Here is a 24,429-nt window from a genome sequence, read left to right on the forward strand (position 1 = left end):
ATTTGGAAAATTTAATTTCTATGAATTAGACTTGGGTGATAACCTTCCGGAGCTTCAAAACCTAATAAATCCATCATGGTTGCGGCTACGTTTGCAAGACCTGATTCTTTTACATTTGGTTCGAGTTGGATTTTACCTTTTGGATCATACAGTACAAATTGTACGGGATTAAGGGTATGACTTGTTTTTGGAACGGGTTTACCATCTTTTGCTTTTTGAGCATTTCCTTTTTTGTCCAATTGGTACATCTCATCAGCATTACCATGGTCTGCTGTGATACATAAAACCGTATTTGTTTCATCACAAATTTTTTTGATTCGGTCCAAACAAACATCTAGGTATTCCAATCCTTTGATTGTTGCATCCATATTTCCTGTATGTCCGACCATATCGCCATTGGCATAATTAACTCGAAGGAATGGAAATTTATGAGAAGTGAGAGCAAGGACCAAATTGTCAGTGATTTCTTTTGCTTTCATTTCAGGTTTTTGGTCAAAAGGAATAATATCAGATTTCACTTCTTCATATGTTTCTAAGTTTTGATTGAAGTAACCAGATCGGTTCCCATTCCAAAAAAAAGTTACGTGGCCAAATTTTTGTGTTTCGGACAATGCATATTGTGCTATACCTTCATTGGCAAAGTATTCACCCATAGTGCGGTCAATAGTTGGTGGAGCAACTAAGTATTGTTTGGGGATAAAGAGATCGCCATCATATTGCATCATTCCTGCAAATTCTACTTTTGGAAATCGTTTGCGGTTGAGTAGTGGTAAATTTTCTTCAGTAAATGCTCTTGAAATTTCTATGGCTCTATCACCTCTGAAGTTAAAAAATACAACAGAGTCATTGTCTAAAATTTTTCCAACAGGGTTACCACTTCCATCACCAATCACAAATCCTGGCAGGTATTGGTCGATCACAGATGGATTTTCAGTGCGGAAAGTCTCGATTGCTTCTTTTGCAGAAGGGAATATCCTTCCTTCACCTTCCACATGGTGTTTCCATCCTCTTTCAATCATGGACCAGTCTGCATCATACCTGTCCATAGTTAACTCCATCCGACCACCACCAGATGCAATGAATATGTCTATGCCTGATTTTCTATGGGAATCCAAATAGGTTTCAAATGGGATTAAGTAGTCTAACGCGGATTTTTCGGGAACGTCTCTTCCATCTAATAAAATATGTAATCGAATTTTTTTTATATTTTGTTTAATAGCATTGTCGATGAGTGCTTTTAAGTGATCGATATGGCTATGAACGTTTCCATCAGAGAATAGTCCGATCAAGTGAAATGTGGATTGATGATTTAAACAATTGGAGACAATTTTTTTCCAGATAGGTCCATTGAACAAACTTCCATTCTCAATGGATAAAGAAACAAGTTTTGCCCCTTGGTCAAAGATACGTCCTGAACCAAGCACATTGTGACCCACTTCAGAGTTTCCCATGTCTTCGTCGCTCGGCATACCAACGGCTGTCCCGTGAGCTTTTAGTAATACAGTTGGGTGGTTTTTCCAAAGTCCTTTTAAAACTGGCATATTTGCCTTGGCAACGGCATTCCCATTTTCAAATCCTTTTTCTGTGTAACCCACTCCATCGAGTACGATGAGTAAAACTTGTTTGGTCAATGCACCTTGTGGATGTTTCTTTAGAGTTAACATAAATTAGATTCCCCTGTCTTTTTCCATTTTGAAAATTAGGGAAGATTTTGCAACTGGAAGATGTCGAATGGAGTTAACTCCACGGAACTAGGTATTGGGTTTAGCAAAACATTTCCTATGTTCGTGTCATACACATAAATCCCTGGCCTTGAAAAATCAGTGGAACCCACGAGTAGTTTTCCTTCGTTTGTGAGTAACAAACCCGATAAACTAATTCCAATATTGCCTGGAATTTGTAATAGAGTTCCTAGTTTTTCACCAGTGCGAGGGCGAAAAACTTGGATGGTTTTGTTAAATCCTGCATCTAGAACAGACGCGTAACCATATTCTTCATTTTTAATCTGAAACGATAGGATATCACCACCAGCTGTTTCTTCTGCAAACAATCGATTGGGATGAAACTGTCTTGTGCTCAATCGGAAGGCAATGATACCTGCATCAATTTGCGAAATGAAACCAACTCTCCCTACACATGAAAATACTAAATGTGGTTCTCCGAATAAAAATACTTTTTGGATTTTGGAACTTGGATTACGATAAGGAAGTGTATACACTGCTTTGATTTGATTTAAATCCATATCCACTTCTACTAAATAGGAATCGGAGTTAGGAGGAAGGTATCCAGAGACATCATTTCGATCAAGTCGTTGTAGTAATACAAACAAACTCGAACCGTCTTGGATCATATAGGAAGCTTCTACGGAACTATCTGGAATTCCGGATGTTGAATAGGTTTCACGAAGGGATGTAAATGATACACTTCCAGTTTTGATTCCTGAAGAGCGGTTATAAATCACAAGTTCATCAGCATTGTACAAACTGATAAAATATTTATCATTCCAAACAGAAATATCTTGGGGGTTTTTTCCTTGCCCAACACTAAACTCTTGTTCGGTGAGAAATCCGAATTGAGGATTTAAAACTTGGATCGAATCACGATTCAATCGATTGACGATAAAAACTCGGTCATTTGTATATCTGCCAACTGCATCCGAATGAATGGGAATGGAAGTCGGAAACGTAGTAAACGAATTTGGTTCGAAAGTTTTGAACCTTCCTCCACTTGCAAAATCGGAAGTGACAACACCAACAGAAGTCGGGGATGCAGATAAAAATAAAAATTGGAATAAACTTGGTTTTTCAATTTCTAACTGGCTACACTGCACAAAAAGAAAAAGTATTATTGGGATGTTAACTAATTGTTTCCAATTTCCGTATGAACTTTGAACTTTCATTAGAATCGATAACTCCCTGTCACATAATAACTGCGACCCGGTAATGGATAACCAACCAAATCTTCTACACGTTTGTCAGTAAGGTTTCTCACTTCAAAACTTAAAATCAATTCATTTCCAGTTTCTATATTTTTGTAGGGTGAATACTGAACATATAGATTCCAAAATTGGCGCGCTGGTAAGTAACCCAAATATTCATTGGTTCTGTCTCGGAAATTTGCCCCAATGTACTGGTATTCAATTCCTAATTCCGACTTTTCATTAAAAAAAGCGAGTAAGGCACTGCCTTGGCTTTTGGAACGAAGTGGAAGGTATTTGCCATTTAACGCAGGTGAATCGGAGTAATTTTTTGCATCTTGGTATGTATAATTTAAATTAAACTTAATTCCTTTTTTCCAAATGATGTTTTGATTTGTTTCAACACCACGAATAAAAGCTTGGTCCACGTTTTCTGGGCGTAATGTAAACTGAGAGTTTGGCAAAAACAAAATCATATCATATATTTGTTTTTGAAAATAGGAAATGTCAGACTGAATTTTCCAATTGGAATCAATTTTTGAATTAAGATAAAATCCAATATCACCATTTCGACTTTGTTCAGGTCTCAGTTTTGTATTTCCTACGATACTTCCTCTTTCACCGAATAACTCTAAAAAGCTGGGTATTCTAAAATCCTTGCTGATATTAGCAAGTGATCCAAATTCCAAATTTTCTTTTTTAATCAATATGAATTTGATCCCGAAACTTGGATTGGTGAAGTTTTGTCTGACATAAAAAACATCAGAAGTAGGATCCAAAAGTTGATTTCGTATACTTGTTTCGTCTTTTCCAAATCGATCAGTGTATCGTTCAAAACGTACTTGTGGGACTAAAAACAATCGGTTCGAAAAGAGACGGATTTCATCTTGGAAGGTGAAACTTTGGGTATCCCTTCTTTTTTTTGGTTCCTTACGTTCTGTTTCGTGATTTGCACGTTTTTCGTATCGAGTAAAAAACTCTTGTTCTGTTTGGATCGATGTTCGCAAAACTTGATAATAATCTAACAAGTACAAAGTGGGAGAGATTTGAAATCCATATTGGTTTGTTTTCGTAAAAGAATCTGGTGTTCCAAAACTAAATTCTGATTTTGGATCAAACAAATCATCTTTTGCAAAATTCCCATAGGTTTTCGTTTCCAATGTCAAATTTGTTAATAAAAACTCATTTGTTTCTGTCGTAACTGCTGAAGATAATTTGCTAAATACCCTACCAACCGAAGTGGTTTGCCGATTGCCTGGACCTGGTAACCCTTGTTTTCTGTGGATATAATCGTTTAAAAAATTAATTTTTGTTTTACCAACATCAAATGATACATTACCAGTGAAGCCAGTTTTCCGAAACTGTGCATTTCTCCTTTCATCGATGGTATCATCATAGGTATTGAATAAAACAGTCCCTTTGTTATTTAGGTAAGCAAAGTTTTGGTCTGAAGATTCCTGTAATGCCTGGATAAAATAAGAACCACTTGAGAATTGGTCCATATGGGTAACGGTTGCCTTTGCCGTTTTAAAACTGCCTCCCATCAAATTCACACGAGTGATTGGTTTATCAATTTTAGTTTTGGAAACTAAATTGATGCTACCACCAATGGCAGATCCCGAAAAACCAGCAGGTGTTCCCGATTTGTATATTTCAATTTTTTCCAAATTATCAAAGGGTAAGTCGGCAAGATTGATTTCACCACCTAACGAGTTATTGATTGGAACTCCATTCCAATACACTTTTGATTGGTTGGGATTTGTGCCACGTAGGGAAAGTGTCGAATAGGAACCAAGTCCACCGTATTGGCGAATTCTAACTCCCGCTTCTCGATTCAAAATATCAGGAAGACTCATATAGCGAGTGTTTGTTGATTCGAGATTGATCTCTTTTTGAAAGCCAGTTGGGTTTTTACTAAAATTTGTATTTTTAGAGGAGGATTCCACATTTGCTTTGATCTCAACAGTTTCTGGCTCTTTGTTAGGAGAAGTTTGAGAAAATAGAAAATTTGGTCCGAGGAACAAACAAACGAGCAAAAATAATTTGAATTTGGAAATCATGAAGCCGTTTTTTCTCGGTACCTAGCCAAACTGGAATAGGAAAATTGAGTGTCAATTCCCTAAAGGAAAAAAGCATTGTTCCCATGAGACATTACGACGTATTCGGCGTAGGAAACGCCCTGGTAGATATCATTGCATTCATCGACCCAAACTTTTTAGAAAAACAAAATATCACAAAGGGAGTGATGACCTTAGTTGACGAAACGAGACAAGGTCAAATTCTTGCCGACCTCCATAATGAGAAAAAGGAACTTCGCTCTGGTGGAAGTGCTGCCAACACGATGATCGCAATCGCCAATTCAGGTGGGACTTGTTGTTACACTGGCAAAGTCACACATGATACCTATGGTGAATTTTATAAAAAAGATATGGAAGATGCGGGAGTTTTATTTGAAACCACTCCTGACAAAAACGGACATACTGGTACTTGTGTTGTTCTCACCACTCCAGATGCAGAACGAACTATGCTTACAAATCTAGCCATTTCGACATCTCTAGGACCAAATGACATCGATGTAGAAAACTTAAAAAAAAGTAAGTTTGTTTATGTAGAAGGTTATTTGTGGGATGGGGATTCTACGAAAAAAGCAAGTGAACTCACCATGAAACTTGCAAAAGAAAACAATATCAAAGTTTCCTTTACTTATAGTGATCCATTTTGTGTAAATCGTTCTCGTAATGAATTTATCCACCTAACCAAAGAATATGTTGATGTAGTTTTTTGTAATTCGGAAGAAGGGCTTGCTTTAAGTGGAGCAAAAACTCCAGAGGAAGCCGTACAATTTGTATCTAAACTTTGTCCATTGGTATTTATGACCGCAGGAAAAGATGGAGCTTATGTAGCAGAAAATGGAAAAATTACGTTGGTTCCAGGATTTCCAGTCAAACCAATTGATACCACAGGAGCAGGGGATGCTTTTGCTGCGGGAGTTTTGTATGGACTCACACAAGGGTATTCAGCACAAAAATCAGCGAGATGGGGCAATTATGTTGCTTCTCGAATTGTTTGTGAAGTCGGTCCAAGGTTATCAGTAAGACTCATGGGTAGACAAGATGAAATTTTAACTGGGTTCCAAGACAAATAAGAAATCGATTTATTTTTTGTGAAAGTCCATCCATAAGGTTTGGATTTTATCTGCAATTTCAAGAGGGGCAAACGGTTTTTCAATCACACCAATGCCCCCTCTTTTTTGGTATTCCAATATTTCATTCTTTAGCACACGTGATGTGATGAATGCAACTGGAATCTCTTTAGTTTCTGGAAAAATTTTTAATTCTTCAATCAGTTCCATTCCATTCATTCCTGGCATCAGTACATCAAGCAAAATTAAATCAGGTTGTAGGATAATGGCTTTTTGTAAACCTTCTGGGCCAGTTTTTGCAAAACTCACTTCATAACTTGAGTTAAATGCTAATGCAATTCTTAGAATTTCAACTATGTCTTCTTCATCTTCTACGATTAATACATGTTTTAAGTTAGGAAGAGTCATTGGCCAAATCCTGCAGGAATTTGTCCTGGTTTTACGATGGGTAACTCAATCGTGAAAACAGTGCCAGTATCATCTGATAAAAAGTAAATTGTCCCTTTCATTGCTTCAACAAACCCTTTTGTAATCGATAAACCAAGTCCAGATCCACCTACGAGTTTGTCTTTTGGAGGTGCACCTTGTGCAAACCTATGAAATAATCTAGGAGCAAAATTTGGATCGATACCAGGTCCATTGTCTTTGATGAGAATTTTTGCCTTTGTTCCCTCTGATTGAACGGAGATTGTCACTTCAGAAAATTTAGGTGTGTATTTTACGGCATTGGAAATCAAATTGGTGATGCAGTGATTTAACCTATCTTCATCCACATAAACAGTTGTTTGTGGAAAGTTAGAATCAAAGTTTAACAAAACATGGTATTGTTCCGCAAATGTGCGCATACCATCCACTGACGTTTGTAGGATTTCTTTTAATGAATAGGTTCTAAATTTAAAATTAATATTCCCTGAATCTAAGGCTTCGATATCAAGTAAATCCGTAACAAAACGAACAAGTCTTTGTGTGTTTTTCCTACAGATATTGAGTAAGGACTTGGTTTGGTTGGAAACTTCTCCGGCAACTCCCGCAAGTAACAAATCAATTGATCCTTTGATGGAAGTAAGTGGGGTTCTCAGTTCATGGCTTACCAAACTGATAAATTCATTTTTTAATGCTTCCGCTTTTTTTCGTTCCGTGATATTACGAATGATGGCAAGTGCGTCCACATCTCCAGTTTTGGTAAAACGTGCTTCAAAACATTTTTCACCATCAGAATCATGGATGGAATATTCAACCGTTTTGGTTTCTCCTAAATCAATGACCTGTTCCAATATGGAACGAATTTCCTCTAATTTGTTTTCTGGGAAAATTTCGCTTATGTCCGAATAACGAAGGTTTGTTTCTTTGTTCTTACAATCCCATCCTGTAAAATGTGGGAATTCTTTATGATTAATGGTTTTTCCATTCCTATGGATCCCATACAAGGAGTCTGGTAAGGCATTTAAAATGGTTTTGTTTTTGGTGATGATTTGGCTAAATTCATCTTTTGCATTTTTGGCGTGTGTGACTTCTGTTGCGATGATGATTGTGAAATTTTCCTGCGGGAAAACTTGCATATCATACCAACCCATTCCATCAAAGTATGTTTCCTCTGAGCGAAAGGTTTTTTTTTCTTCAATCGCTTCCATGAGATGTGTTCCGAATTCGAGGGTTTTTAAAACTGGAAATAAATTCCAGATGTTCTGCCCTAACATTTCTTCAGCGGATTTGCCTGCCATTTCTTCCGCTTTGGCATTGACATAGGTATAATTTCCTTCTCTGTCTAAGACAAACACCGAATTCGTACGTGTTTCTAGGATTTTGTCAAAGTATTGTGGGACAAAATTGTGCCAATTTTGGCCTAGAAGTTGCTTTGCATCAAAAAAGCTCTCTTCATCCTTGAAAAAGCTTTTGATTTTTTCTAGAAATTCATTCATAGGTGCAGGTATACGAAAACTAAACCAAAGTTATGATACAAGTCAGCAATTTATCCAAATTTTACGGCGAAAAACGAGCCATCTCAGGGCTCAATTTTAAATTAGAGAAAGGTGAGATTGTGGGTCTCCTCGGTTTGAATGGCGCGGGAAAAACCACAACCATTCGGATCCTCACAGGGTATTTGATCCCAAGTGCGGGGGATGCCTCCATTGATGGTAAGTCTATCTTTGATTATCCATTGGAAGCAAAACAAAAGATCGGTTATTTACCAGAAACTCCGCCACTGTATGAGGATATGACGATATCCGAATACCTCCAATTTGTAGGTAGGATCAAAAAAATTGAAGAATCAAAATTACCTTTAGAGATCGAGAAGGTGATTGAAAAAACAAATCTGAGCCATGTAAAAGACAAACTCATTGGAACCTTATCCCTTGGGTACCGCAAACGAGTGGGAATTGCACAAGCCATCTTAGGGGACCCCGAGATTGTCATCATGGATGAACCGATTTCCGGGCTTGATCCAAAACAAATTGTCGAAATTAGAAGTCTTATCCGAAGTTTGGCGGGAAGTCACACCGTTCTTATCTCTAGTCATATCTTGACAGAGATTTATAAAACCTGTGATAAATTTTTGTTCCTTCATAAAGGAAGTTTAAAACAAGAACTTTCTCTCACTCGATTAGAGGAAGAGATGAACCGTCTTGCGGGTTGGGAGGTGGGACTATCAGGGAAACCAAAAGAAGAACTAAACCAATTTATGAAATCTGTACTTTCAGATGCTGATCATTATAATGAAATGGGAACAAACAAAGAAGAAGAAATGTTTTTAGTTCGCACAACAAATCCAAAACAATTCAAAGAGTCTTTGTTTTCGAAAGCATTGTCTCTTGGGATTCAAATTGAATCTTTAAAAAAACAAGATGTGTCACTTGAACAAATTTTTATGGAGAAAATATGAACTGGCAAACGGCTGTTTGGATCTATAAAAAAGAATTAAAATTATTTTTTGGAACTTACATGGGTCCTCTTGTGTTAGGTGGAACTGCTTTTTTGAATGCATTATTTGTGATGATTCTCAATTTTAATGGAACTGCCAATTATGAAATTGCAACCTACATCACCTTTATTTCATTTATGACAACCATCCTAATTGCTATGGTGATCATTTCCATGGGTTCCATCGTAGAAGAAAAAAACAAAGGAACCCTTGAGTTACTGTTTACCTCTCCCATTACGGATTTAGAAATTGTCTTCGGTAAATTTATGTTTGGTGTGACTGTATGTGGTATCATTACAGTTTTCATCAATGGACTTTTTCCTCTTTTACTTTATGCGTTTTGGAAAGCACCATTTTATATGGTGGCATCGGGAAGTGTAGGGGTATTTTTACTTGGAGTTTTTACATTCGCGATTGGAATGTTTGGTTCTAGTCTTGGCAAAAACCAAATGATCTCACTTCTTATCTCAGTGCTCATCATTTTGACACTTTGGGTAGTGGGTTATTTCTCACATTTGTTCCAAGCTACTACAAGAAAGGTTTTATTCCATTTGCATATATTTTCCCACTTCGCTGCGTTTGCCAAAGGTGTTTTGCCTTTGACGGGGATTGTATTTTTCTTAAGTGGAACTTTCCTATTTTTATACTTAACCGTAAAGGTCTTGGAATCCAGGAGATGGAGAGGTTAGATCATGTTATTATCAGCTGATAGAGTTTTACCGTTTGTAAGTTTAGTTTCTCTTTTCGCCTATTTCTTGTTTGATGGAATGGTGGTGGATCCAAAACGAAAAATCATCTTTTTGGGTGTGGTGTTTTTATTTTTAGCATCAGACACAATCGTTCGTGCGTTTTCTAAAGGGATTAGAAAGGAAGACCAAAACCGATACATTGCTGCCGTATTTGGTATTGCAGCCTTTTTGTTATCTGTTTTACGTGATTTTTTAGATTTAAAACCTGTTGTTGGTTTTAATGAAGAAGTGAGCGCCATTCCAAAAGTTAGAGAATTCCTCTTATTATGTGTGGTTCTTTTTTCTTTGGTTTTCCTTTTACAAATCATCCTTCTTGAGATTGGCAAATCCTCTCTCGAAGCACAAAGTAATTTAGCAAAATCCAAAAGTTCCTTATTACAAAATGCAGTATTAGGATTTTTGTTTGTATTACCGATTCTTGTGGCAGTCAATTATTTTGCGATCAAACGGAATTATAATTTTGATTTGAGTAGCCAAGGGAAATTTTCTCTTTCCCAAATTTCAAGAAACCTCATCAAACCAATCACGCAAGATGTAACAATTACAGCGTTTTACCCAAGGCCTCTCGAAGCCGATGGGCCAGCGAATGGAGATAAATTAGCGGCTTTTGCCTTAACACGCGTAAGACCAGACATTGAGATTTTACTCGACCAAATTAAGTCTGAAAATTCTCACATTACAGTCCAGTTCATCAATGCGGATGTAGAAATTGATTTATTAAAAGAATTTGGACAAGTTTCTAATGGAACCATTTTTGTTCGTTCTAAAAAACAATCTGTATTAACTTCTGCTATTCCTTTTGCAGAAGAAAGAGTAATTGCGAAAGAACCAAAGGATCTGGAAGACTTAGAGCGTAAGTTAGTTGGTGCTCTCCTCAATGTCACAACCGAACAAAAAAAAGTTTATTTCACTGTTGCCAATGGGGAGCGATATGGAATGGCTTTTCGGGCACTTCCCAACGAACAGGTAAATCGATTTGTATCCGCTTTACAATTCTTAAATTTTAAAGTAGCAGAACTTGGATTTGCACAAGGTTGGCCTTCTAAACTTCCTGAAGATGCAGATATGCTTGTGATCCTTGGGCCAACGGTTCCCTTTTCGAAAGAAGCAAGAGATGAAATCACCAAGTATGTTTTAGAAAAAAATGGAAAAATTCTCATCACCATGGAACCAAAAGGGAGTGAGGATTTTGGTTGGTTATTACAATCAGCTGGTTTGAAGTTTAATGTTTCTCCAATGATTGAAAGGGAAGAAAAACCTGGATTTATTGTTGCAAAACGTTTCCCTGAAAATCCAATCACAGAACTTTTACAGAAAAAAGATATGGGAATTTTGTTTCCTTACAGTGGTTATTTGGAAACCGAACCCAATGCACCAACTCCATTTGTTTGGAAATCAGCTACCTTACTTGAATCTGGATATGATGCCTACCAAGACCTAAACAAAAATGGTAAAATGGATGCAAACGAAAAGAAAGAAAGTAAAATCCTTTCGGTAGTCTTGTCTCCCATGTCACTCACAGGGGAAAAGTCAGGAAAAATCATTCTGCACACAGGGACTAGTTGGCTTACGGACCAATTCATACCTTATGTGATGAACTCGCAATTTTCAACAGTTTCGATCACTGGTTTATTCCAAGATAATATTGTCGCTGAGATTCCATTAAAAAAGGAAGAAGTGGATACCATTTCATTATCCGACAATCAAAAGTTAGTTGCATGGGTCATTGGGGTATTTCTATTCCCAGGATTTATTTTGGCAGTTGGATCTTACTTTGTCTACACAAGGCGTAAACATTCTTTATTAGAAGTATGAAACAAAAAATTAGTTTAGTTCTCGTTGCATTTATTGGTTTGTTCCTCCTATTTTATTTAATGGAGGACCATCCAGAAAATATTTCTGAAACGAATTATTGGAAAGAAGATTGGAAATCGATCCAATACAATCCTCCAAAGTCCGATTGGTGTGGAAACTTGGTTCCTAGTTTTGCCGAATTCCCAATGGTGTTTCGAAAGATTTCACGTGGCTGGAATGAACCAGCTTTGTATACAGTCACAACACTTGTGAATGGAAACAATGTTGCGTATGAAGGGAATTACAATGTGAAAAATAGTTTTTCCGAACTCAGTGTTCTCAAAACAAAACTCATTGAATCTTCTTCACAAGAAATCAAAAAAACTTATTGTTTGGGCGAGTTTTCTCCTTCTCTGTCTTTGTCCGAAGAAAATGGAGCAGATATAAAATTTCAACCTAACAAACGGTTGTTATTTGGAAAGAAGATAGGAGCTGAGGAAGGACGGATTGCGGTTTTAGTCAATGATGAGATCATTGCTCCTTACCAGTACATCATTGAAAAATTCAGAACACCCGTTTCGAATTTTAGAGAAAAAATGTATGTCACTATGAGTGAAGGTTATATCCAAGAGCTCAAATTCATTGGGCAAGGCATCACTGTCCAAGTCGAAAACAGAGCCAAAAAAAACCAATACAATGTATTTGTAAATGAATGGAGTCGCACCACTGGGGAACGGATTGTATTACCTCCCGATGTAGGAAACCAATGGGAAACGGTTGTAAAAGGTTTAAAAGTAGAATTTTATCCTGACGAAGTTGGGGCTCCCAAGTTTCCGAGTTTGACGGAAACAACAAATCCAGAGGCCGTCTTAGAGATTACCATTTCTGGTGGGAACAAAATCCGATTGTCTCTTTTCCCTGTTTGGGAATCCGAACAAGGAAGGTGGCGGCCAGTCCGAAGGCAGTTTCCTCCCTATTTCGATGAGTCCATCACTTGGATGAAAGAAGAATCCTTCCAAAATTTAGTGAATGCAGTCATGAAAGTGAAAAGTGCTTCCCGATACGAGCGTCCCAACCAGAAAATCCAATAAGGTGCAAAAAGTTTCAACCATCACACAACGGATGCAACTCATCCGTGATTTGTTTTATTCCCCAATGTCTGCTTTCGAATCGTATTACCACAAAGCAGATTTGGGTGGGCGTGACCTATGGTTTGCTCATTTGCAGTTGATGTTACTGGCACCAATTGCTAAGTTTCTAGGTAACTGCATCCAAATTCTGATTTTTAAAGTTTCGTTTGTGGAAGAGGAAACAAGACTCACTTATACCCAAGGGGTTGGAACTGTTTTCTTTTTTTACCTTGGATTCTATTTTGTCATTCGCCTTGTGGATAGTTTTCGGATGTACCACCAAATGCGTGATCGTACAAAAGATTGGGAAGGGCCTGAACCTCATGTTTTTATCATATCCTTTTTGGCTTTTACTGCTACATCAATCTTTTGGATTTTCCCTGCACCAATCCCCTTGTTTATGTTAGCTGTTGGTTTCCTATATTCTTTACATTTGTCTTATTTTTATTTATCCATTCGAAGGACTTGGAGTTCTTTTGATTTTTTGTTTTTTTTAATGAAAGTAGTCTTATTCTTTTTGGTTCTACTTTCGGTTCCTTTATTCCTTTATAACCTCATTAGGACGGTACTCTTTTGAAGATATTTTTGGTCGGAATCGGCGGAATTGCTATGGGCAATTTAGCATATATGCTCAAACAACAAGGTCATGATGTTTCTGGCTCAGACCAAAACCTATACCCACCAATGTCAGACAAATTAGAAGAGTGGGGTCTTTCACCTAAATCTGGTTATCGCAAAGAGAGTGTGAAAGGGGCAGACCTTGTCATCATCGGAAATGCCATATCACGTGGAAATCCAGAGGTCGAAGAAGTATTAAACACAGGAATTGAATACATGAGTATGGCCGAAGCCATTGGACATTTTTTTCTGAAAGGGAAAAAACCAATCGTGATTTCTGGGACTCATGGCAAAACCACTACCACCTTTCTCACACATTGGATTTTAGAATCCATTGGACTCAAACCCGGTCTCTTTGTAGGTGGAATCCGTAAAGATGGATTCCCTGGATTTGCTCTGGGAGAGGGAGATTATTTTGTCATCGAAGGGGATGAATATGATTCCGCATTCTTTGATAAAAGTTCTAAGTTTTTACACTATAGACCATATTACCTTGTAATGAACGCGCTTGACTTTGACCATGCTGATATTTTTGCCAATTTGGATGCGATCAAAGTCATGTTCAAACGGTTGTTAAACTTAGTTCCAAGTCGCGGAAAGGTTTTTTATTGGAAAGGATCTAAAAATTTAAGTGATATTACAAAAGATTACCAACATGCACCTGTCGAAACGTTTGAGTTAGGTGATAAAAATTCCATTTTTAAGTATGAAAAAGGAATTTTAACAGAGATCCGCACTAAATCCAAATTAAAACCATCTCTGATTGGATCACATAACTACCGAAATGTGGAAGTAGCAGTGCGTGTTTGTTTGGAAATTGCTCCTCAAAAACGAAAAGAAATTTTAGAAGCAGTGGAAACATTCCCTGGTGTCAAACGTAGACAAGAAAACCTATATGTTTCCGATATGAGTTTACTTGTGGAAGACTTTGCCCACCACCCTGTTGCCATCCAAGAAACCATCAAAGCACATAAAGAAGCCTATCCAGGTTACAAAATCATTTCTCTTTTTGAGCCAAGAAGTGCTACATCTCACCGAAATGTGTTCCAAGATGATTTTGCCAAATGTTTCAAAGGAAGTGATGTGAGTATTGTTACAGAAGTTTACCAAGTAGACAAAGTGAATAAATCTCTTCGTCTCAATGTAAAAAAGTTGGTAAAGGACATCAAAACCAATACCAAAAAAGAGTCTGTTTACGCTCCATCTCCTAAAGACATTCCTTCTCTTTTGAAAAAGATATTACCAAAATACAAAAAAGACAAACTTATCATCCTTGCCATGTCCAATGGTGCGTTTGGTGGAATTTATTCTGAACTAAAATCCTTAATGGAATCACGAGAATCAATATGAGCCTATCCCAAGAAATCGCATCACTTATCAAAGAGGCCGAAACTGTATTAAGTTCTGCAACGAATGAACAAGAGTTAGATGCATTTAAGAACCAGTTTCTCGGTAAAAAGGGAAAACTTACCTCTGTCCTCAAAGGCCTTGCGTCTCTTTCCGTGGAAGAAAAAAAGACAGTCGGAAAAGAAGCAAACGAAGCACAAACACGACTCGAATCCTTTGTCGAAACCAAACGAATTTCCCTCAAAGAAAGTTTTTATGAGAACCAATTGGGTAAGGAATTTTTTGATACACTCCGCCCACTTCCTAAAAAGGAAAGGGGGAGTTTACATCCCATTTCCCAAATCCAATACGAGATCGAAGACATCTTCACTTCCATGGGTTTTTCTGTGATGGATGGACCCGAAGTGGAAACAGATGAAAACAATTTTGCTGCCTTAAACTTTACGGACGACCACCCAGCACGTGATATGCAGGATACGTTTTATACGGTGGATGGCAATTTGCTAAGGACACATACGTCCGCGATCCAAGTGCGTGCCCTACGAAAACTTAAGCCACCTTTCCGTATCATTGCACCTGGTCGTGTGTTTCGGTATGAAGAAGTGGATGCCTCACATGAAAATACCTTTTACCAAGTGGAAGGGATGGTGGTAGGAGAAAACATTTCGGTTGCTCATTTGATTTATACAATGGAGACACTTCTCTCTCGTGTGTTCCGCAAGGAAATCAAAACAAGACTCCGCCCAGGATACTTCCCATTTGTGGAACCAGGGTTTGAACTGGATATCAATTGCCTTGTTTGTAATGGAGATGGGTGTAGTGTTTGCAAACAATCAGGATGGCTCGAACTTCTCCCTTGTGGGTTAGTCCATCCGAATGTATTAGAAGCGGCTGGCCTTGATTCCAAAAAATGGACAGGGTTTGCCTTTGGACTGGGACTTGACCGATTGGTGATGATGCGTTACGGAATCCATGATATCCGTTATTTCCAATCAGGGAACTTACGTTTTTTGAAACAGTTTTAGTTAGAAAGCTTCGAATCCAAATGTATGGAATCGAATGAAGCCCATTACATCAGATTCAATCCGTAAGCTACAAGGAAAACCAGTGAAGGACAAACAATCCTCACTGGTTTTTTTGTATCGTTACACCACTACCGCTTGGATTTTACCATCGATCACTTGGAACTCCACTTGGGTTTTTCCAAGTTCCAATCCCTCTTTTGATACGATCTCCTTTCCTTCCTTGTCATAAAGATTAGTAAGCACCATTTCTCCATTCTCTTTCTTGGAACAGACAATGAGATACGGTGGTTTTTTTTCTCCGCCTGGATTGAAGTAAATCGTCGTCGCAGAAAGAATGGTGGCTTTTTCCTTTTCCTTGGGACTTGGAACATTCACTTCTAATGGTTTTAAGTTCATCGGTTCTTTTGGTGTTTTTTCCATTTTCTCTTTGGAAAAAAGGATCACAGAATTGATGCTATCAATCCCTCCGTTTCCTCCAAGCAAACTTACCTTAGGTGGTTCACTCAACACATTCGGCAGGGGATGGACAGAAAGTCCGTATTGGCTACAGACATCCACAAGCCCCGTTGCTCCGGAAAGAGCCATCGCCGCTTGGTAATTCAAAATCCCACCACCTAAATTGATGGGGATCTCTTTTGTTCCATTGGATATTTTCCCATAACGAAGTGCACTCGCAGTTTCTTTTGGAGACACTCCAAAATACAAAGATGCCTCATGGATAATCATCCCTGTAAAACAATCATAAATCCACGCATATTCAATCTCCGAGCGATTGATTCCACCCGAAGCAACTGCTCTCTCACATGCAAGGTCAGCTGGGCTTTTTAAATCCTTTTTTTGGATCAGGTATTCAGCATGAGCACTATGTCCAGAACCAATCACATAGATGTGTTTGGCATCGGATTTAATTACTTTCTTTTCGATTAACTTCTGTTTCATGGTCTCGGAAGTAATGAGGGTTGCGAATCCATGGTCAGTGACAATGGCAATCATAGGTGTGCTATAAACACCCGAAAGTGGTTTCTTTAGTTGTTTTTCCACCAATGGTTTTTGGTATTGGAAGGCACGAGGATTGGTTTCTGCTAACGTGCGAAAGTGTTTGGTAATTTCTTCCAAGTCTTCACTTGTCACACCAGTATCAAACATCATTCGTTCACATAACAGTGAATAGAGACCAATGAGTGTAGCTCCATACGGCATCTCCCAATCTTTATGGCAAACAGTCGCTGTGAGTCGTTTTAAGTCGGAAACTTGTTTGAATACTGACTTTGGAATATCAGCTGCTGCTACAAGAACCACAGCATAGGGATTGGCTTTTACAATCGTATGAGCTTGTTGGATCGCACCACCCACACTTGCCCCACCGAGGTCCACCGTATGGCAGGCAAGACCTCCAAATCCCATATCGTTTGCATCTTTGATCGTAAACCCATACCCTTCTCTTCCAAGGGACTGGGCTTCTACAGAAACAAAATCAGTGAGATAGGGTTTGAGTTTTTCTCTGTCGGTTCCTAAGAATCCAAACAGTTTGTCTACTGAGTTAAAAAGTAAGGAATGGTATTTCTCGAGGGGAGTTAGGTTTTTATAAACTTCCGCATCAAATTCTGATTCAATTGTGTCGCTGACACCAAGTAAAATAGGGTCCATGAAGCCACATTTGAATCAACCTTCGATATTCATCAACGCATTCATTCGAAAATCTTGTATGATTTGTTTGCATCGTTCAGTGATACGGTTCAAACTTTCCCCAAACTTTTTGCCGTTGTATGCATTAAAGGAATTCGGGTATTCTTTTTCATTCACTTGGACAATCATATCTGGATTAATTCTGTTCTTGGCAGTCAGATCTTGTACAGCAACAATGATATTCTTTAGGGCAATACATCCATCTTTTAAAAGATTTTGGGATGCCTTTTCAATCACGATAGCGTTTCCATTGGCATCTAACAAGGTTTTCATGAACTCCTGCATTTTCATGGAAGGTAGTCCTCGGCGTGTGAGTCCAATTCGTTCCACTTGTAAAACTGCATCTTGTAAATGTGTGTATTCAGGTGTTCCCTTAAAAACATAAATGAGAACAGGCAGTTCGATTTCTGTAAAATCCAACATAGCGCCATAAAAATAACGAGTTTCCACTTTTGCCAACGGATGAAAGTCTACCTTTTTATAATTGGCTAATTTCTCAATCGACTCATCCATAATGCGGTTGAGTGTTTGGGCTTTTGCAGCTTCTTTTTTGGCAGCAAGTTCTTGGAATTTTGATTTGAGTTGTTCTAAAAAAGTAACTTCTTCTGTGAGAAATTTTGAAATGTTTCCACGAAGTTTCAATACTTGTAAGTATCGTTGTTCAAACCCAGTTTGGTCAAAAGCTTTGGGATTGAGTTTTCCATGTTCTCTATATTCTGATCGTATTTTTTCTAATATGGCTTTTGTTTCTGCTTCTGACAGTTCTTTCATTTCGATTGTTTCCAGTGTTCAATTTCCAAAATGGTTTTGTCTAAATCTTGTGCAAAATAAAGAGACGCGTTCTTTGCATCCACAAACATCAATTGGTTTGCATACTGTAATTGTTTGACTTGAATTTCATTTTTGAGATTCAATATATTCAATAACTGCAAACTCAATTTTTTAAGATCTTTGATGATCGCATCTGTATGCCTTTGCATTTCAAACAAGTGAAGGTTGTTTAATTTTTCTTTATCAGATTCGATTAATTTCATCTCTTCCCGTTTTTCCACAGGTGCTTTGGAAATGTAATAGGTAATTGGACGAGGATAAGAAGTCATTTCTTTATGCAAATCGATCATTTTATCTATGGCTTCAAATACGGTTGCTTCCATTTCTCTGGAAAAATTCCCTACAATATTTTTATTTTCGGAAGGGTCCCCAGTGAGCTCAAAAATTCGAGAGGATTGTAAGTTGCGAATGATGGCAGTGATTCTTTCTCTGTAAGTGGCGATGATTTTTAAAAAATCATCAATTCGTTGTTGTGCCGTTTTTTCCCCTGACCCTTCTTCAAGTCTGGTGTTTGCATTGATCTGAGTGTGGTCGATCTCTTCCTCTGGTTTTGGAGGTTCGGGTGTATTTAAGAGTCCTTCGTGAGAGAGAGTTTCTTCTGGTTTAGGAGGTTCTTCTCCATCAAAGATATCCAAATCGACATCCTCACGCATCAGATTTTCTTCAACGACTGGAGAAAGTTTGTCTTTGGAAATTTCGATTGGTTTGGAGGTTGTTTCAGGTGTGTTTGGTTTTGGGTCTGGTGTGGAAATTAATTTCCCTAAAATTGGATTTGCCCGAAGGTCCTCTGAGATAATGGGTGGAGGGGTTGGTTGGGTCTGGTTCCCTGGTTTTGCCTCATTTGGTGCTCCTTCTCCTTTAGAATTTGTTGTTTGGTGGTGAGGGACAAGCTCAAAATGATTCCCTACTAGTTTTAGGATCTCAATCCTACGGATTTCCTTGTTGAATCTTAAGGCATAACGATTGTTATCTTTATCAATATAACGTTGTTGGATCTGTGAAATGGATAATTTAAGAGGGTCGATATCTGAAATCGAATCAATTTTTATATAATGATATTTTGATTTTTCAGGAGTCACAATCGCAAAATTTCCAACAAAGCTTCTGTGAAAGCATATGAGAGTAACACGTTCGGGTCAACTTCCTTCTCCCTAGAAATCATACTTAATGTAAAAAAATCATACCGCGATAATTCCAACCGCTCATAATGCCCCATCTCACCTTTAGGAAAGACCCCAGGTTCCAAACCTTCTAACTTTAAGGATAAGATAGCCATTTTTATGACAAGGCCCAAGTCTAAATGGCGTTCTTTCAAAATTTTGTAGAGTTCGGAATCAATCCAGACCAGTGCAGAAAACATACAAACCTCTTAGGAAGGAGGTTCGAACCGAGGCATTTGGTTCTCATTTTTTTCTCTTTCGCCTTGACCGTCAGAGTGGTACTCAAAAGATAAGTAAAAATTCCTCATAGGGGACATTCCTTGGCTAATTTAAAATCATCTAAAAAAGACATTCGTAGATCTGCTCGTAGAAAAGAGCGAAATGGGGAAGACCGTAGTGAATTACGCACTTACGCACGCCTTCTCATTAAAGCCATTAAGTCTGGCGACAAAACGGAAGCATTATCTGTTTTCTCAAAACTTTCTTCAAAATTGGACCGTGCAGCGAAAACAAAACTCATCCATAAAAAAAATGCAGATCGTAAAAAATCTCGTATGGCACTTCGCATCAATTCAATTGAGGCAAAAGCCGCCTAACATTCGCTTTTAGCACCTTGGAATGAGGCCACCACCGTGTGGCCTTTTTTATTTCTATTTCTCATTTACAGAATCCGAACACCTAGTTTACTGGTCATAACAACGGGCGATTAGCTCAGCTGGGAGAGCAGCTGCCTTACAAGCAGCGGGTCGGCAGTTCAATCCTGTCATCGCCCAAACCGTTTACCTCACACTCTATTTTTTATTTCCGCATCACAGACACATCTCACAAAGCAAAAAGATAGACTTACAGTGCGAATCCACGAGCCTTGATAGTATTGTATGCATTTTACAAAAGAGTATGATCTGTCCTCCCTTATGATTTCGATCTCCGGTGTACGGGGAAAAATTGGACAAGGTTTTGGATTGGAGGAAGCACTCGCTTTTTCGAAATCCTTTGCAACCATCATGAATGGTGGAACTGTAGTGATTGGTAGGGACTCAAGACCAAGTGGCCCTTATTTAGAATCTCTTCTCACCTCCGCTTTGTTAGCCTCTGGAAGTTCTGTATTAACCTTGGGTCTTGTTCCCACACCCACAACCAAAGCAGTTGTCAATTTAGCAAAAGCAAATGGTGGGATTATGATTTCTGCATCTCACAACCCTATGGAATGGAATGCCTTTAAATTTATTTCCAAAAAAGGGTTTTTCTTCTCAGCAGAAGAAAATCAAAAATTACTTTCGATCCTGCAATCAGGAAGTTATACCAAAGAACAAATTTCCCCTAAAGGTTATATCGATTCAGGTGAAGATTATATCGACTTACATTTATCATCAGTTTTAAAACGAGTGAATGTAAACAAAATCAAAAAGAAAAAGTTCACAGTATTTGTAGATGCAGTGGGTGGAGCAGGGTCTTATGTAGTTCCCAAGTTTTTACAAATGTTAGGTTGTAAAGTAATCTCACATAATTGTAAACCAGATGGAACGTTTCCTCGCCCTCCAGAACCGACAGCGACAGCTTTAAAAACAGTTGAACCAAGTTTTAAAAAATCCAAAGCGGATATTGGTTTTGCTCTTGATCCAGATGCTGATAGGTTAGTTTTATTCACTCCAAAAAGAGGAGCAATATCAGAAGAATACACTCTTCCTCTTGCCCTTATGAATGTTCTCTCTTCAAACAAAAAGAAATCGAAGGTAGTTGTGAATCTTTCGACTTCTTTTTTAAATGAAGAGGTAACCTCTCGATTTGGCGGAGAGGTGATCCGAAGTAAAGTAGGTGAAGCAAATGTTGTGGAAGAAATGATCAAAACCAAAGCAGTGTTTGGTGGAGAAGGGAATGGTGGAATCATTGATCCAAACATTCCTTCCTTTGGTCGTGATACATTATCTGGCATTGCCCATATCCTAAACATTATGGCAGAAACTGGGAAGTCCATTGATGCACTTATGGATGAGTTACCGAACTTGTATATGGACAAACAGTCTTTCCCTTTGGTAAAAGGGATGTCATTAGAAACTTTATATGAAAAATTTCAATCTGAGTTTTCTCCAAAACTCATTTCAGATAAAGATGGATTGTGGATGTATGTTTCCGATTCTTGGATCCACATTCGGCCTTCCAATACGGAACCAATCTTTCGAGTTATTACAGAAACAAAATCCAAATCCGATTTGGAATCTACCTTAAAGAGGGTAAAACAATGTGTGGAATCGTAGGTTATTTAGGAAAAAGACAGGCATTACCTGTCATCATCAAAGGTCTTAAACGATTAGAGTACAGAGGTTATGATAGTGCCGGTGTTGCTCTGTTAAATGGCGGTTTAGAAATCGTCAAAAAAAAAGGAAAAGTTGCCGACTTAGAAACCGAAATCGGAAATCGAAAATTAGAAGCTAGCCTTGGAATTGGACACACTCGTTGGGCGACACATGGTGAACCTAATGATCGTAATGCGCACCCACATACAAGTTCGGATGGTAAGTTAGCCATCATTCATAATGGTATCATTGAAAATTACAGTTCCATCAAAAAAGAACTCGAAAGTAACGGCCACATTTTTAAGTCCGATACTGATTCTGAAGTCCTCATCCACTTAATTGAAGAAATCAAAAAACAAAACCAATGTAGCATCGAGGAAGCGGTTCGTCTTGCTTTAAACGAAGTTGTTGGTGCCTATGCAATTGTTGTTCTATCCAAAGACAATGAAAGGAGTATGATTGCCGCAAGAAAAGGATCACCCTTAGTTATTGGAATAGGTGAGGATGAATACTTTGTTGCGTCTGATGCAACGCCTATCATTGAATACACAAACAATGTTACCTATCTCAATGACCAAGAAATGGCTATCATCAAAGACGGAAGTTTGGTTGTTAAAAACTTAGAAAATGTAACCAAAACTCCTTTCATTCAAAAATTAGAATTGGATTTAGAAGACATTGAAAAGGGTGGTTACCCTCACTTCATGCTCAAAGAAATTTTTGAACAACCAAAATCAATCCAAGATGCTATGCGTGGAAGATTGGTTTCTCGGGAACACCATTTGTTCTTAAGTGGGATTGACCAATACTTAAATCGATTTCTAAATGCGGATCGATTGATATTGGTTGGTTGTGGAACATCTTGGCATGCTGGTCTCATCGGAGAGTATTTATTTGAAGACTTGGCACGGATTCCAACAGAAGTAGAATATGCATCAGAATTTCGTTACCGAAATCCAATTGTAACAGAAAGAGACGTGGTCATTGCAGTGTCTCAATCTGGAGAAACAGCAGATACTCTTGCAGCGATCGAATTAGCCAAGTCAAGAGGTGCTCTGATCTTTGGTGTTTGTAATGTTGTTGGTTCTTCCATTGCAAGGGCATCCCACGCAGGTGCTTATTTACATGCTGGACCTGAAATTGGAGTTGCTTCCACCAAAGCATTTACATCTCAAGTAACGATTCTTACGATGATGGCTTTGTATTTGGGATTAAAAAAAGGATCAATATCCTTGTCTGATTACCAAACACTTTTATTAGAGCTTGATTCCATCCCTGATAAAGTGGCAAAAATTTTAACCAAAGACGAAGAGATACGAAGTATTTCTGAACATTATTACCGTGCATCTAACTTTCTTTATTTGGGACGTGGGTTTAACTTCCCAGTTGCTTTGGAAGGTGCATTAAAGCTAAAAGAAATTTCCTATATCCATGCCGAAGGGTATCCTGCAGCAGAAATGAAACATGGCCCAATTGCACTCATAGATGAAGATATGCCTGTTGTCTTCATTGCCACAAAAGACAGTTCTTATGAAAAAGTGATCTCCAATATCCAAGAAGTAAAAGCAAGAAAAGGAAAAGTCATTGCAGTTGTTACAGAAGGAGATACAGAAATCAAAGGAATGGCAGACTTTACTTTCGAAATTCCGAAAACGGCAGATGCACTGGTTCCTTTACTCGCAGTCATTCCATTACAACTTTTATCTTACCACATAGCAATTCTTAGGGGATGTAATGTGGACCAACCTAGGAATTTAGCAAAATCTGTAACTGTGGAGTAAAATGTGAATCTCCTATTAGATGATTCCAAACGAAATCCTTCACTAGAACCACTTTCCAGGTTCCATTCTTTTTTTGAATGGAATTTGGGAGGGATGACACTTCTTGAAAAGTTAGAAAGAAAATACCCTGGTGCCAAAATCTATTACAAAGGTCCCAACGAAGAATTTGAAACATTAATTTTTAATCGTTATCCTCATGTAGTACCAGCTAACTTAGATTCATATGATTCTATTTATAGTGCAGACTCGTTTTTGCCTTGGGAGTTACTGGGGACAGTTACATCCATCATTGAGGACACACTTACCATCGAAAAAGAATGGAAACGTTTTAGGCAAAAATACAAAGCAAAACAATCTGGATTTCACATTGTAGGAAAAGACAAACATTTATACATCCATGCAGGTGCCACTGTGTATCCTGGTGTAGTTTTTGATACAACTCATGGACCAATCCTCATTGAAGATGGTGTCAAAATTTCCTCCTTTAGTTTTTTGGAAGGACCATTATTTGTTGGTAAAAATAGCCAGATTGACAATGCACGAATCACTGGTGGCACTTTAATCGGAAACCAATGCCGTATTGGTGGTGAAGTAGAAAATTCTATTATTTTGGATTATACCAATAAACACCATGAAGGTTTTTTGGGTCATAGTTTTGTTTCTAACTGGGTCAACTTAGGAGCCTTATCAACTACAAGTGATTTAAAAAATAATTATGGAATCGTAAAACTAAAAGTAGGTGATTCGGTGGTTAACACTGGAACAATTAAATTTGGTTCTATCATTGGTCCGTTTACGAAGTTGGCGATTGGTGTGATGTCTAACACAGGGACAGTTTTTGATGTTGCTAGTAATGTCGTTGAATCAAGGATACAAGGGTATGTCCCTCCTTTTACTTGGATCAAACCAGGTGGACGTTATCGACTTGAAGAATTTTTATTTGATACAAAAAAAATCATGGCTCGACGAAGTATAAATTTATTTGATTTTGAAGAATTGTATCTAAGAAAACTCTTTGGTAAGTGTACGGAGTGA

21 protein-coding genes and 1 tRNA gene are annotated in these 24,429 nt (G+C 38.1%); 13 read left to right on the forward strand and 9 right to left on the reverse strand.

The features are described 5' to 3' along the window. Positions 1 to 11: 11 nt before the first annotated feature. Genes gpmI through ND812_RS05240 form a run of 3 tightly spaced genes read right to left on the reverse strand, consistent with a single transcriptional unit; the run spans position 12 to position 4,977 of the window. Positions 12 to 1,664 carry a 2,3-bisphosphoglycerate-independent phosphoglycerate mutase gene (gene gpmI, locus ND812_RS05230; protein WP_265374572.1) on the reverse strand — a complete coding sequence of 551 codons (1,653 nt, stop codon included), beginning with the start codon at positions 1,662 to 1,664 and terminating at the stop codon, positions 12 to 14. Between the two features lie 35 nt (positions 1,665 to 1,699). After that, positions 1,700 to 2,899, reverse strand: coding sequence for a hypothetical protein (locus tag ND812_RS05235; protein ID WP_265374573.1), 1,200 nt, complete (start codon positions 2,897 to 2,899; stop codon positions 1,700 to 1,702). After that, positions 2,899 to 4,977, reverse strand: a complete 2,079-nt coding sequence (locus ND812_RS05240; RefSeq protein WP_265374574.1) for a TonB-dependent receptor plug domain-containing protein — start codon at positions 4,975 to 4,977, stop codon at positions 2,899 to 2,901. The genes ND812_RS05235 and ND812_RS05240 overlap by 1 nt, the downstream gene beginning before the upstream one ends. 83 nt (positions 4,978 to 5,060) lie before the next feature. Here ND812_RS05240 and ND812_RS05245 point away from each other — a divergent pair, with 83 nt between their 5' ends. Then, entirely contained in the window at positions 5,061 to 6,062 is a 1,002-nt protein-coding gene (locus tag ND812_RS05245; RefSeq protein WP_265374575.1) for an adenosine kinase, read from the forward strand. Between the two features lie 9 nt (positions 6,063 to 6,071). Here ND812_RS05245 and ND812_RS05250 read toward each other — a convergent pair whose 3' ends face one another. Both ND812_RS05250 and ND812_RS05255 read right to left on the reverse strand, forming a co-directional pair. Continuing rightward, on the reverse strand, positions 6,072 to 6,467 hold the full coding sequence (locus tag ND812_RS05250; protein ID WP_108959972.1) for a response regulator: 396 nt from the start codon (positions 6,465 to 6,467) through the stop codon (positions 6,072 to 6,074). Beyond that, a complete protein-coding gene (locus tag ND812_RS05255) occupies positions 6,464 to 7,978 on the reverse strand; it encodes a PAS domain-containing sensor histidine kinase (RefSeq protein ID WP_265374576.1) in 1,515 nt (504 codons plus the stop codon). Before ND812_RS05255 ends, ND812_RS05250 begins: the two co-directional genes overlap by 4 nt. Positions 7,979 to 8,010: 32 nt before the next feature. On the opposite strand from ND812_RS05255, the gene ND812_RS05260 reads away from it, so the two are divergent. The 7 genes from ND812_RS05260 to pheS are packed head-to-tail and all read left to right on the forward strand — an operon-like array spanning position 8,011 to position 15,642. Then, entirely contained in the window at positions 8,011 to 8,940 is a 930-nt protein-coding gene (locus tag ND812_RS05260) for an ABC transporter ATP-binding protein (RefSeq protein WP_265358840.1), read from the forward strand. Then, the gene (locus ND812_RS05265) at positions 8,937 to 9,668 is read left to right on the forward strand and encodes an ABC transporter permease (protein WP_108959969.1); all 732 of its coding nucleotides are present in this window, start codon (positions 8,937 to 8,939) and stop codon (positions 9,666 to 9,668) included. The genes ND812_RS05260 and ND812_RS05265 overlap by 4 nt, the downstream gene beginning before the upstream one ends. A 3-nt stretch (positions 9,669 to 9,671) precedes the next feature. Continuing rightward, the gene (locus tag ND812_RS05270) at positions 9,672 to 11,543 is read left to right on the forward strand and encodes a motility-associated ABC transporter substrate-binding family protein (protein WP_265374577.1); all 1,872 of its coding nucleotides are present in this window, start codon (positions 9,672 to 9,674) and stop codon (positions 11,541 to 11,543) included. After that, on the forward strand, positions 11,540 to 12,613 hold the full coding sequence (locus tag ND812_RS05275) for a hypothetical protein (protein WP_265374578.1): 1,074 nt from the start codon (positions 11,540 to 11,542) through the stop codon (positions 12,611 to 12,613). Before ND812_RS05270 ends, ND812_RS05275 begins: the two co-directional genes overlap by 4 nt. Position 12,614: 1 nt before the next feature. Continuing rightward, positions 12,615 to 13,229 carry a hypothetical protein gene (locus ND812_RS05280; protein WP_265374579.1) on the forward strand — a complete coding sequence of 205 codons (615 nt, stop codon included), beginning with the start codon at positions 12,615 to 12,617 and terminating at the stop codon, positions 13,227 to 13,229. Continuing rightward, positions 13,226 to 14,620, forward strand: a complete 1,395-nt coding sequence (locus ND812_RS05285) for a UDP-N-acetylmuramate--L-alanine ligase (protein WP_265374580.1) — start codon at positions 13,226 to 13,228, stop codon at positions 14,618 to 14,620. Before ND812_RS05280 ends, ND812_RS05285 begins: the two co-directional genes overlap by 4 nt. Continuing rightward, on the forward strand, positions 14,617 to 15,642 hold the full coding sequence (gene pheS / locus ND812_RS05290) for a phenylalanine--tRNA ligase subunit alpha (protein WP_265374581.1): 1,026 nt from the start codon (positions 14,617 to 14,619) through the stop codon (positions 15,640 to 15,642). The genes ND812_RS05285 and pheS overlap by 4 nt, the downstream gene beginning before the upstream one ends. 120 nt (positions 15,643 to 15,762) lie before the next feature. Here pheS and ND812_RS05295 read toward each other — a convergent pair whose 3' ends face one another. The 4 genes from ND812_RS05295 to ND812_RS05310 are packed head-to-tail and all read right to left on the reverse strand — an operon-like array spanning position 15,763 to position 19,519. Further along, positions 15,763 to 17,289, reverse strand: coding sequence for a thiolase C-terminal domain-containing protein (locus ND812_RS05295; RefSeq protein ID WP_265374582.1), 1,527 nt, complete (start codon positions 17,287 to 17,289; stop codon positions 15,763 to 15,765). Between the two features lie 15 nt (positions 17,290 to 17,304). Next, positions 17,305 to 18,099 (reverse strand): hypothetical protein, encoded by a 795-nt coding sequence (locus tag ND812_RS05300; RefSeq protein WP_265374583.1) that lies wholly within the window; start codon positions 18,097 to 18,099, stop codon positions 17,305 to 17,307. Then, positions 18,096 to 19,238, reverse strand: coding sequence for an LIC_10450 family protein (locus ND812_RS05305; protein ID WP_265374584.1), 1,143 nt, complete (start codon positions 19,236 to 19,238; stop codon positions 18,096 to 18,098). Before ND812_RS05305 ends, ND812_RS05300 begins: the two co-directional genes overlap by 4 nt. After that, positions 19,235 to 19,519 carry a hypothetical protein gene (locus tag ND812_RS05310; protein ID WP_100728660.1) on the reverse strand — a complete coding sequence of 95 codons (285 nt, stop codon included), beginning with the start codon at positions 19,517 to 19,519 and terminating at the stop codon, positions 19,235 to 19,237. The genes ND812_RS05305 and ND812_RS05310 overlap by 4 nt, the downstream gene beginning before the upstream one ends. Before the next feature lie 120 nt (positions 19,520 to 19,639). On the opposite strand from ND812_RS05310, the gene rpsT reads away from it, so the two are divergent. From rpsT to ND812_RS05335, 5 genes are all read left to right on the forward strand, one after another. Continuing rightward, on the forward strand, positions 19,640 to 19,915 hold the full coding sequence (gene rpsT, locus ND812_RS05315) for a 30S ribosomal protein S20 (protein ID WP_265374585.1): 276 nt from the start codon (positions 19,640 to 19,642) through the stop codon (positions 19,913 to 19,915). Positions 19,916 to 20,019: 104 nt separating this feature from the next. Further along, positions 20,020 to 20,092: transfer RNA gene (locus ND812_RS05320), tRNA-Val, on the forward strand. Between the two features lie 105 nt (positions 20,093 to 20,197). After that, positions 20,198 to 21,574 carry a phosphoglucosamine mutase gene (glmM, locus tag ND812_RS05325; RefSeq protein ID WP_265374586.1) on the forward strand — a complete coding sequence of 459 codons (1,377 nt, stop codon included), beginning with the start codon at positions 20,198 to 20,200 and terminating at the stop codon, positions 21,572 to 21,574. Continuing rightward, on the forward strand, positions 21,559 to 23,394 hold the full coding sequence (glmS, locus tag ND812_RS05330; RefSeq protein ID WP_322113677.1) for a glutamine--fructose-6-phosphate transaminase (isomerizing): 1,836 nt from the start codon (positions 21,559 to 21,561) through the stop codon (positions 23,392 to 23,394). Before glmM ends, glmS begins: the two co-directional genes overlap by 16 nt. Before the next feature lie 3 nt (positions 23,395 to 23,397). Beyond that, positions 23,398 to 24,429, forward strand: coding sequence for a GlmU family protein (locus ND812_RS05335; protein ID WP_265374588.1), 1,032 nt, complete (start codon positions 23,398 to 23,400; stop codon positions 24,427 to 24,429).

This window comes from Leptospira limi (assembly GCF_026151395.1).
Classification (GTDB): Bacteria; Spirochaetota; Leptospiria; order Leptospirales; family Leptospiraceae; genus Leptospira_A; species Leptospira_A limi.

Bases quoted from the DNA above. Each gene is read 5' to 3' on its own strand.
- gpmI (WP_265374572.1), bottom strand. From the start codon at position 1,664: ATGTTAACTCTAAAGAAACATCCACAAGGTGCATTGACCAAACAAGTT.
- ND812_RS05235 (WP_265374573.1), bottom strand. From the start codon at position 2,899: ATGAAAGTTCAAAGTTCATACGGAAATTGGAAACAATTAGTTAACATC.
- ND812_RS05240 (WP_265374574.1), bottom strand. From the start codon at position 4,977: ATGATTTCCAAATTCAAATTATTTTTGCTCGTTTGTTTGTTCCTCGGA.
- ND812_RS05245 (WP_265374575.1), top strand. From the start codon at position 5,061: ATGAGACATTACGACGTATTCGGCGTAGGAAACGCCCTGGTAGATATC.
- ND812_RS05250 (WP_108959972.1), bottom strand. From the start codon at position 6,467: ATGACTCTTCCTAACTTAAAACATGTATTAATCGTAGAAGATGAAGAA.
- ND812_RS05255 (WP_265374576.1), bottom strand. From the start codon at position 7,978: ATGAATGAATTTCTAGAAAAAATCAAAAGCTTTTTCAAGGATGAAGAG.
- ND812_RS05260 (WP_265358840.1), top strand. From the start codon at position 8,011: ATGATACAAGTCAGCAATTTATCCAAATTTTACGGCGAAAAACGAGCC.
- ND812_RS05265 (WP_108959969.1), top strand. From the start codon at position 8,937: ATGAACTGGCAAACGGCTGTTTGGATCTATAAAAAAGAATTAAAATTA.
- ND812_RS05270 (WP_265374577.1), top strand. From the start codon at position 9,672: ATGTTATTATCAGCTGATAGAGTTTTACCGTTTGTAAGTTTAGTTTCT.
- ND812_RS05275 (WP_265374578.1), top strand. From the start codon at position 11,540: ATGAAACAAAAAATTAGTTTAGTTCTCGTTGCATTTATTGGTTTGTTC.
- pheS (WP_265374581.1), top strand. From the start codon at position 14,617: ATGAGCCTATCCCAAGAAATCGCATCACTTATCAAAGAGGCCGAAACT.
- ND812_RS05295 (WP_265374582.1), bottom strand. From the start codon at position 17,289: ATGGACCCTATTTTACTTGGTGTCAGCGACACAATTGAATCAGAATTT.
- ND812_RS05300 (WP_265374583.1), bottom strand. From the start codon at position 18,099: ATGAAAGAACTGTCAGAAGCAGAAACAAAAGCCATATTAGAAAAAATA.
- ND812_RS05310 (WP_100728660.1), bottom strand. From the start codon at position 19,519: ATGTTTTCTGCACTGGTCTGGATTGATTCCGAACTCTACAAAATTTTG.
- glmM (WP_265374586.1), top strand. From the start codon at position 20,198: ATGCATTTTACAAAAGAGTATGATCTGTCCTCCCTTATGATTTCGATC.
- glmS (WP_322113677.1), top strand. From the start codon at position 21,559: ATGTGTGGAATCGTAGGTTATTTAGGAAAAAGACAGGCATTACCTGTC.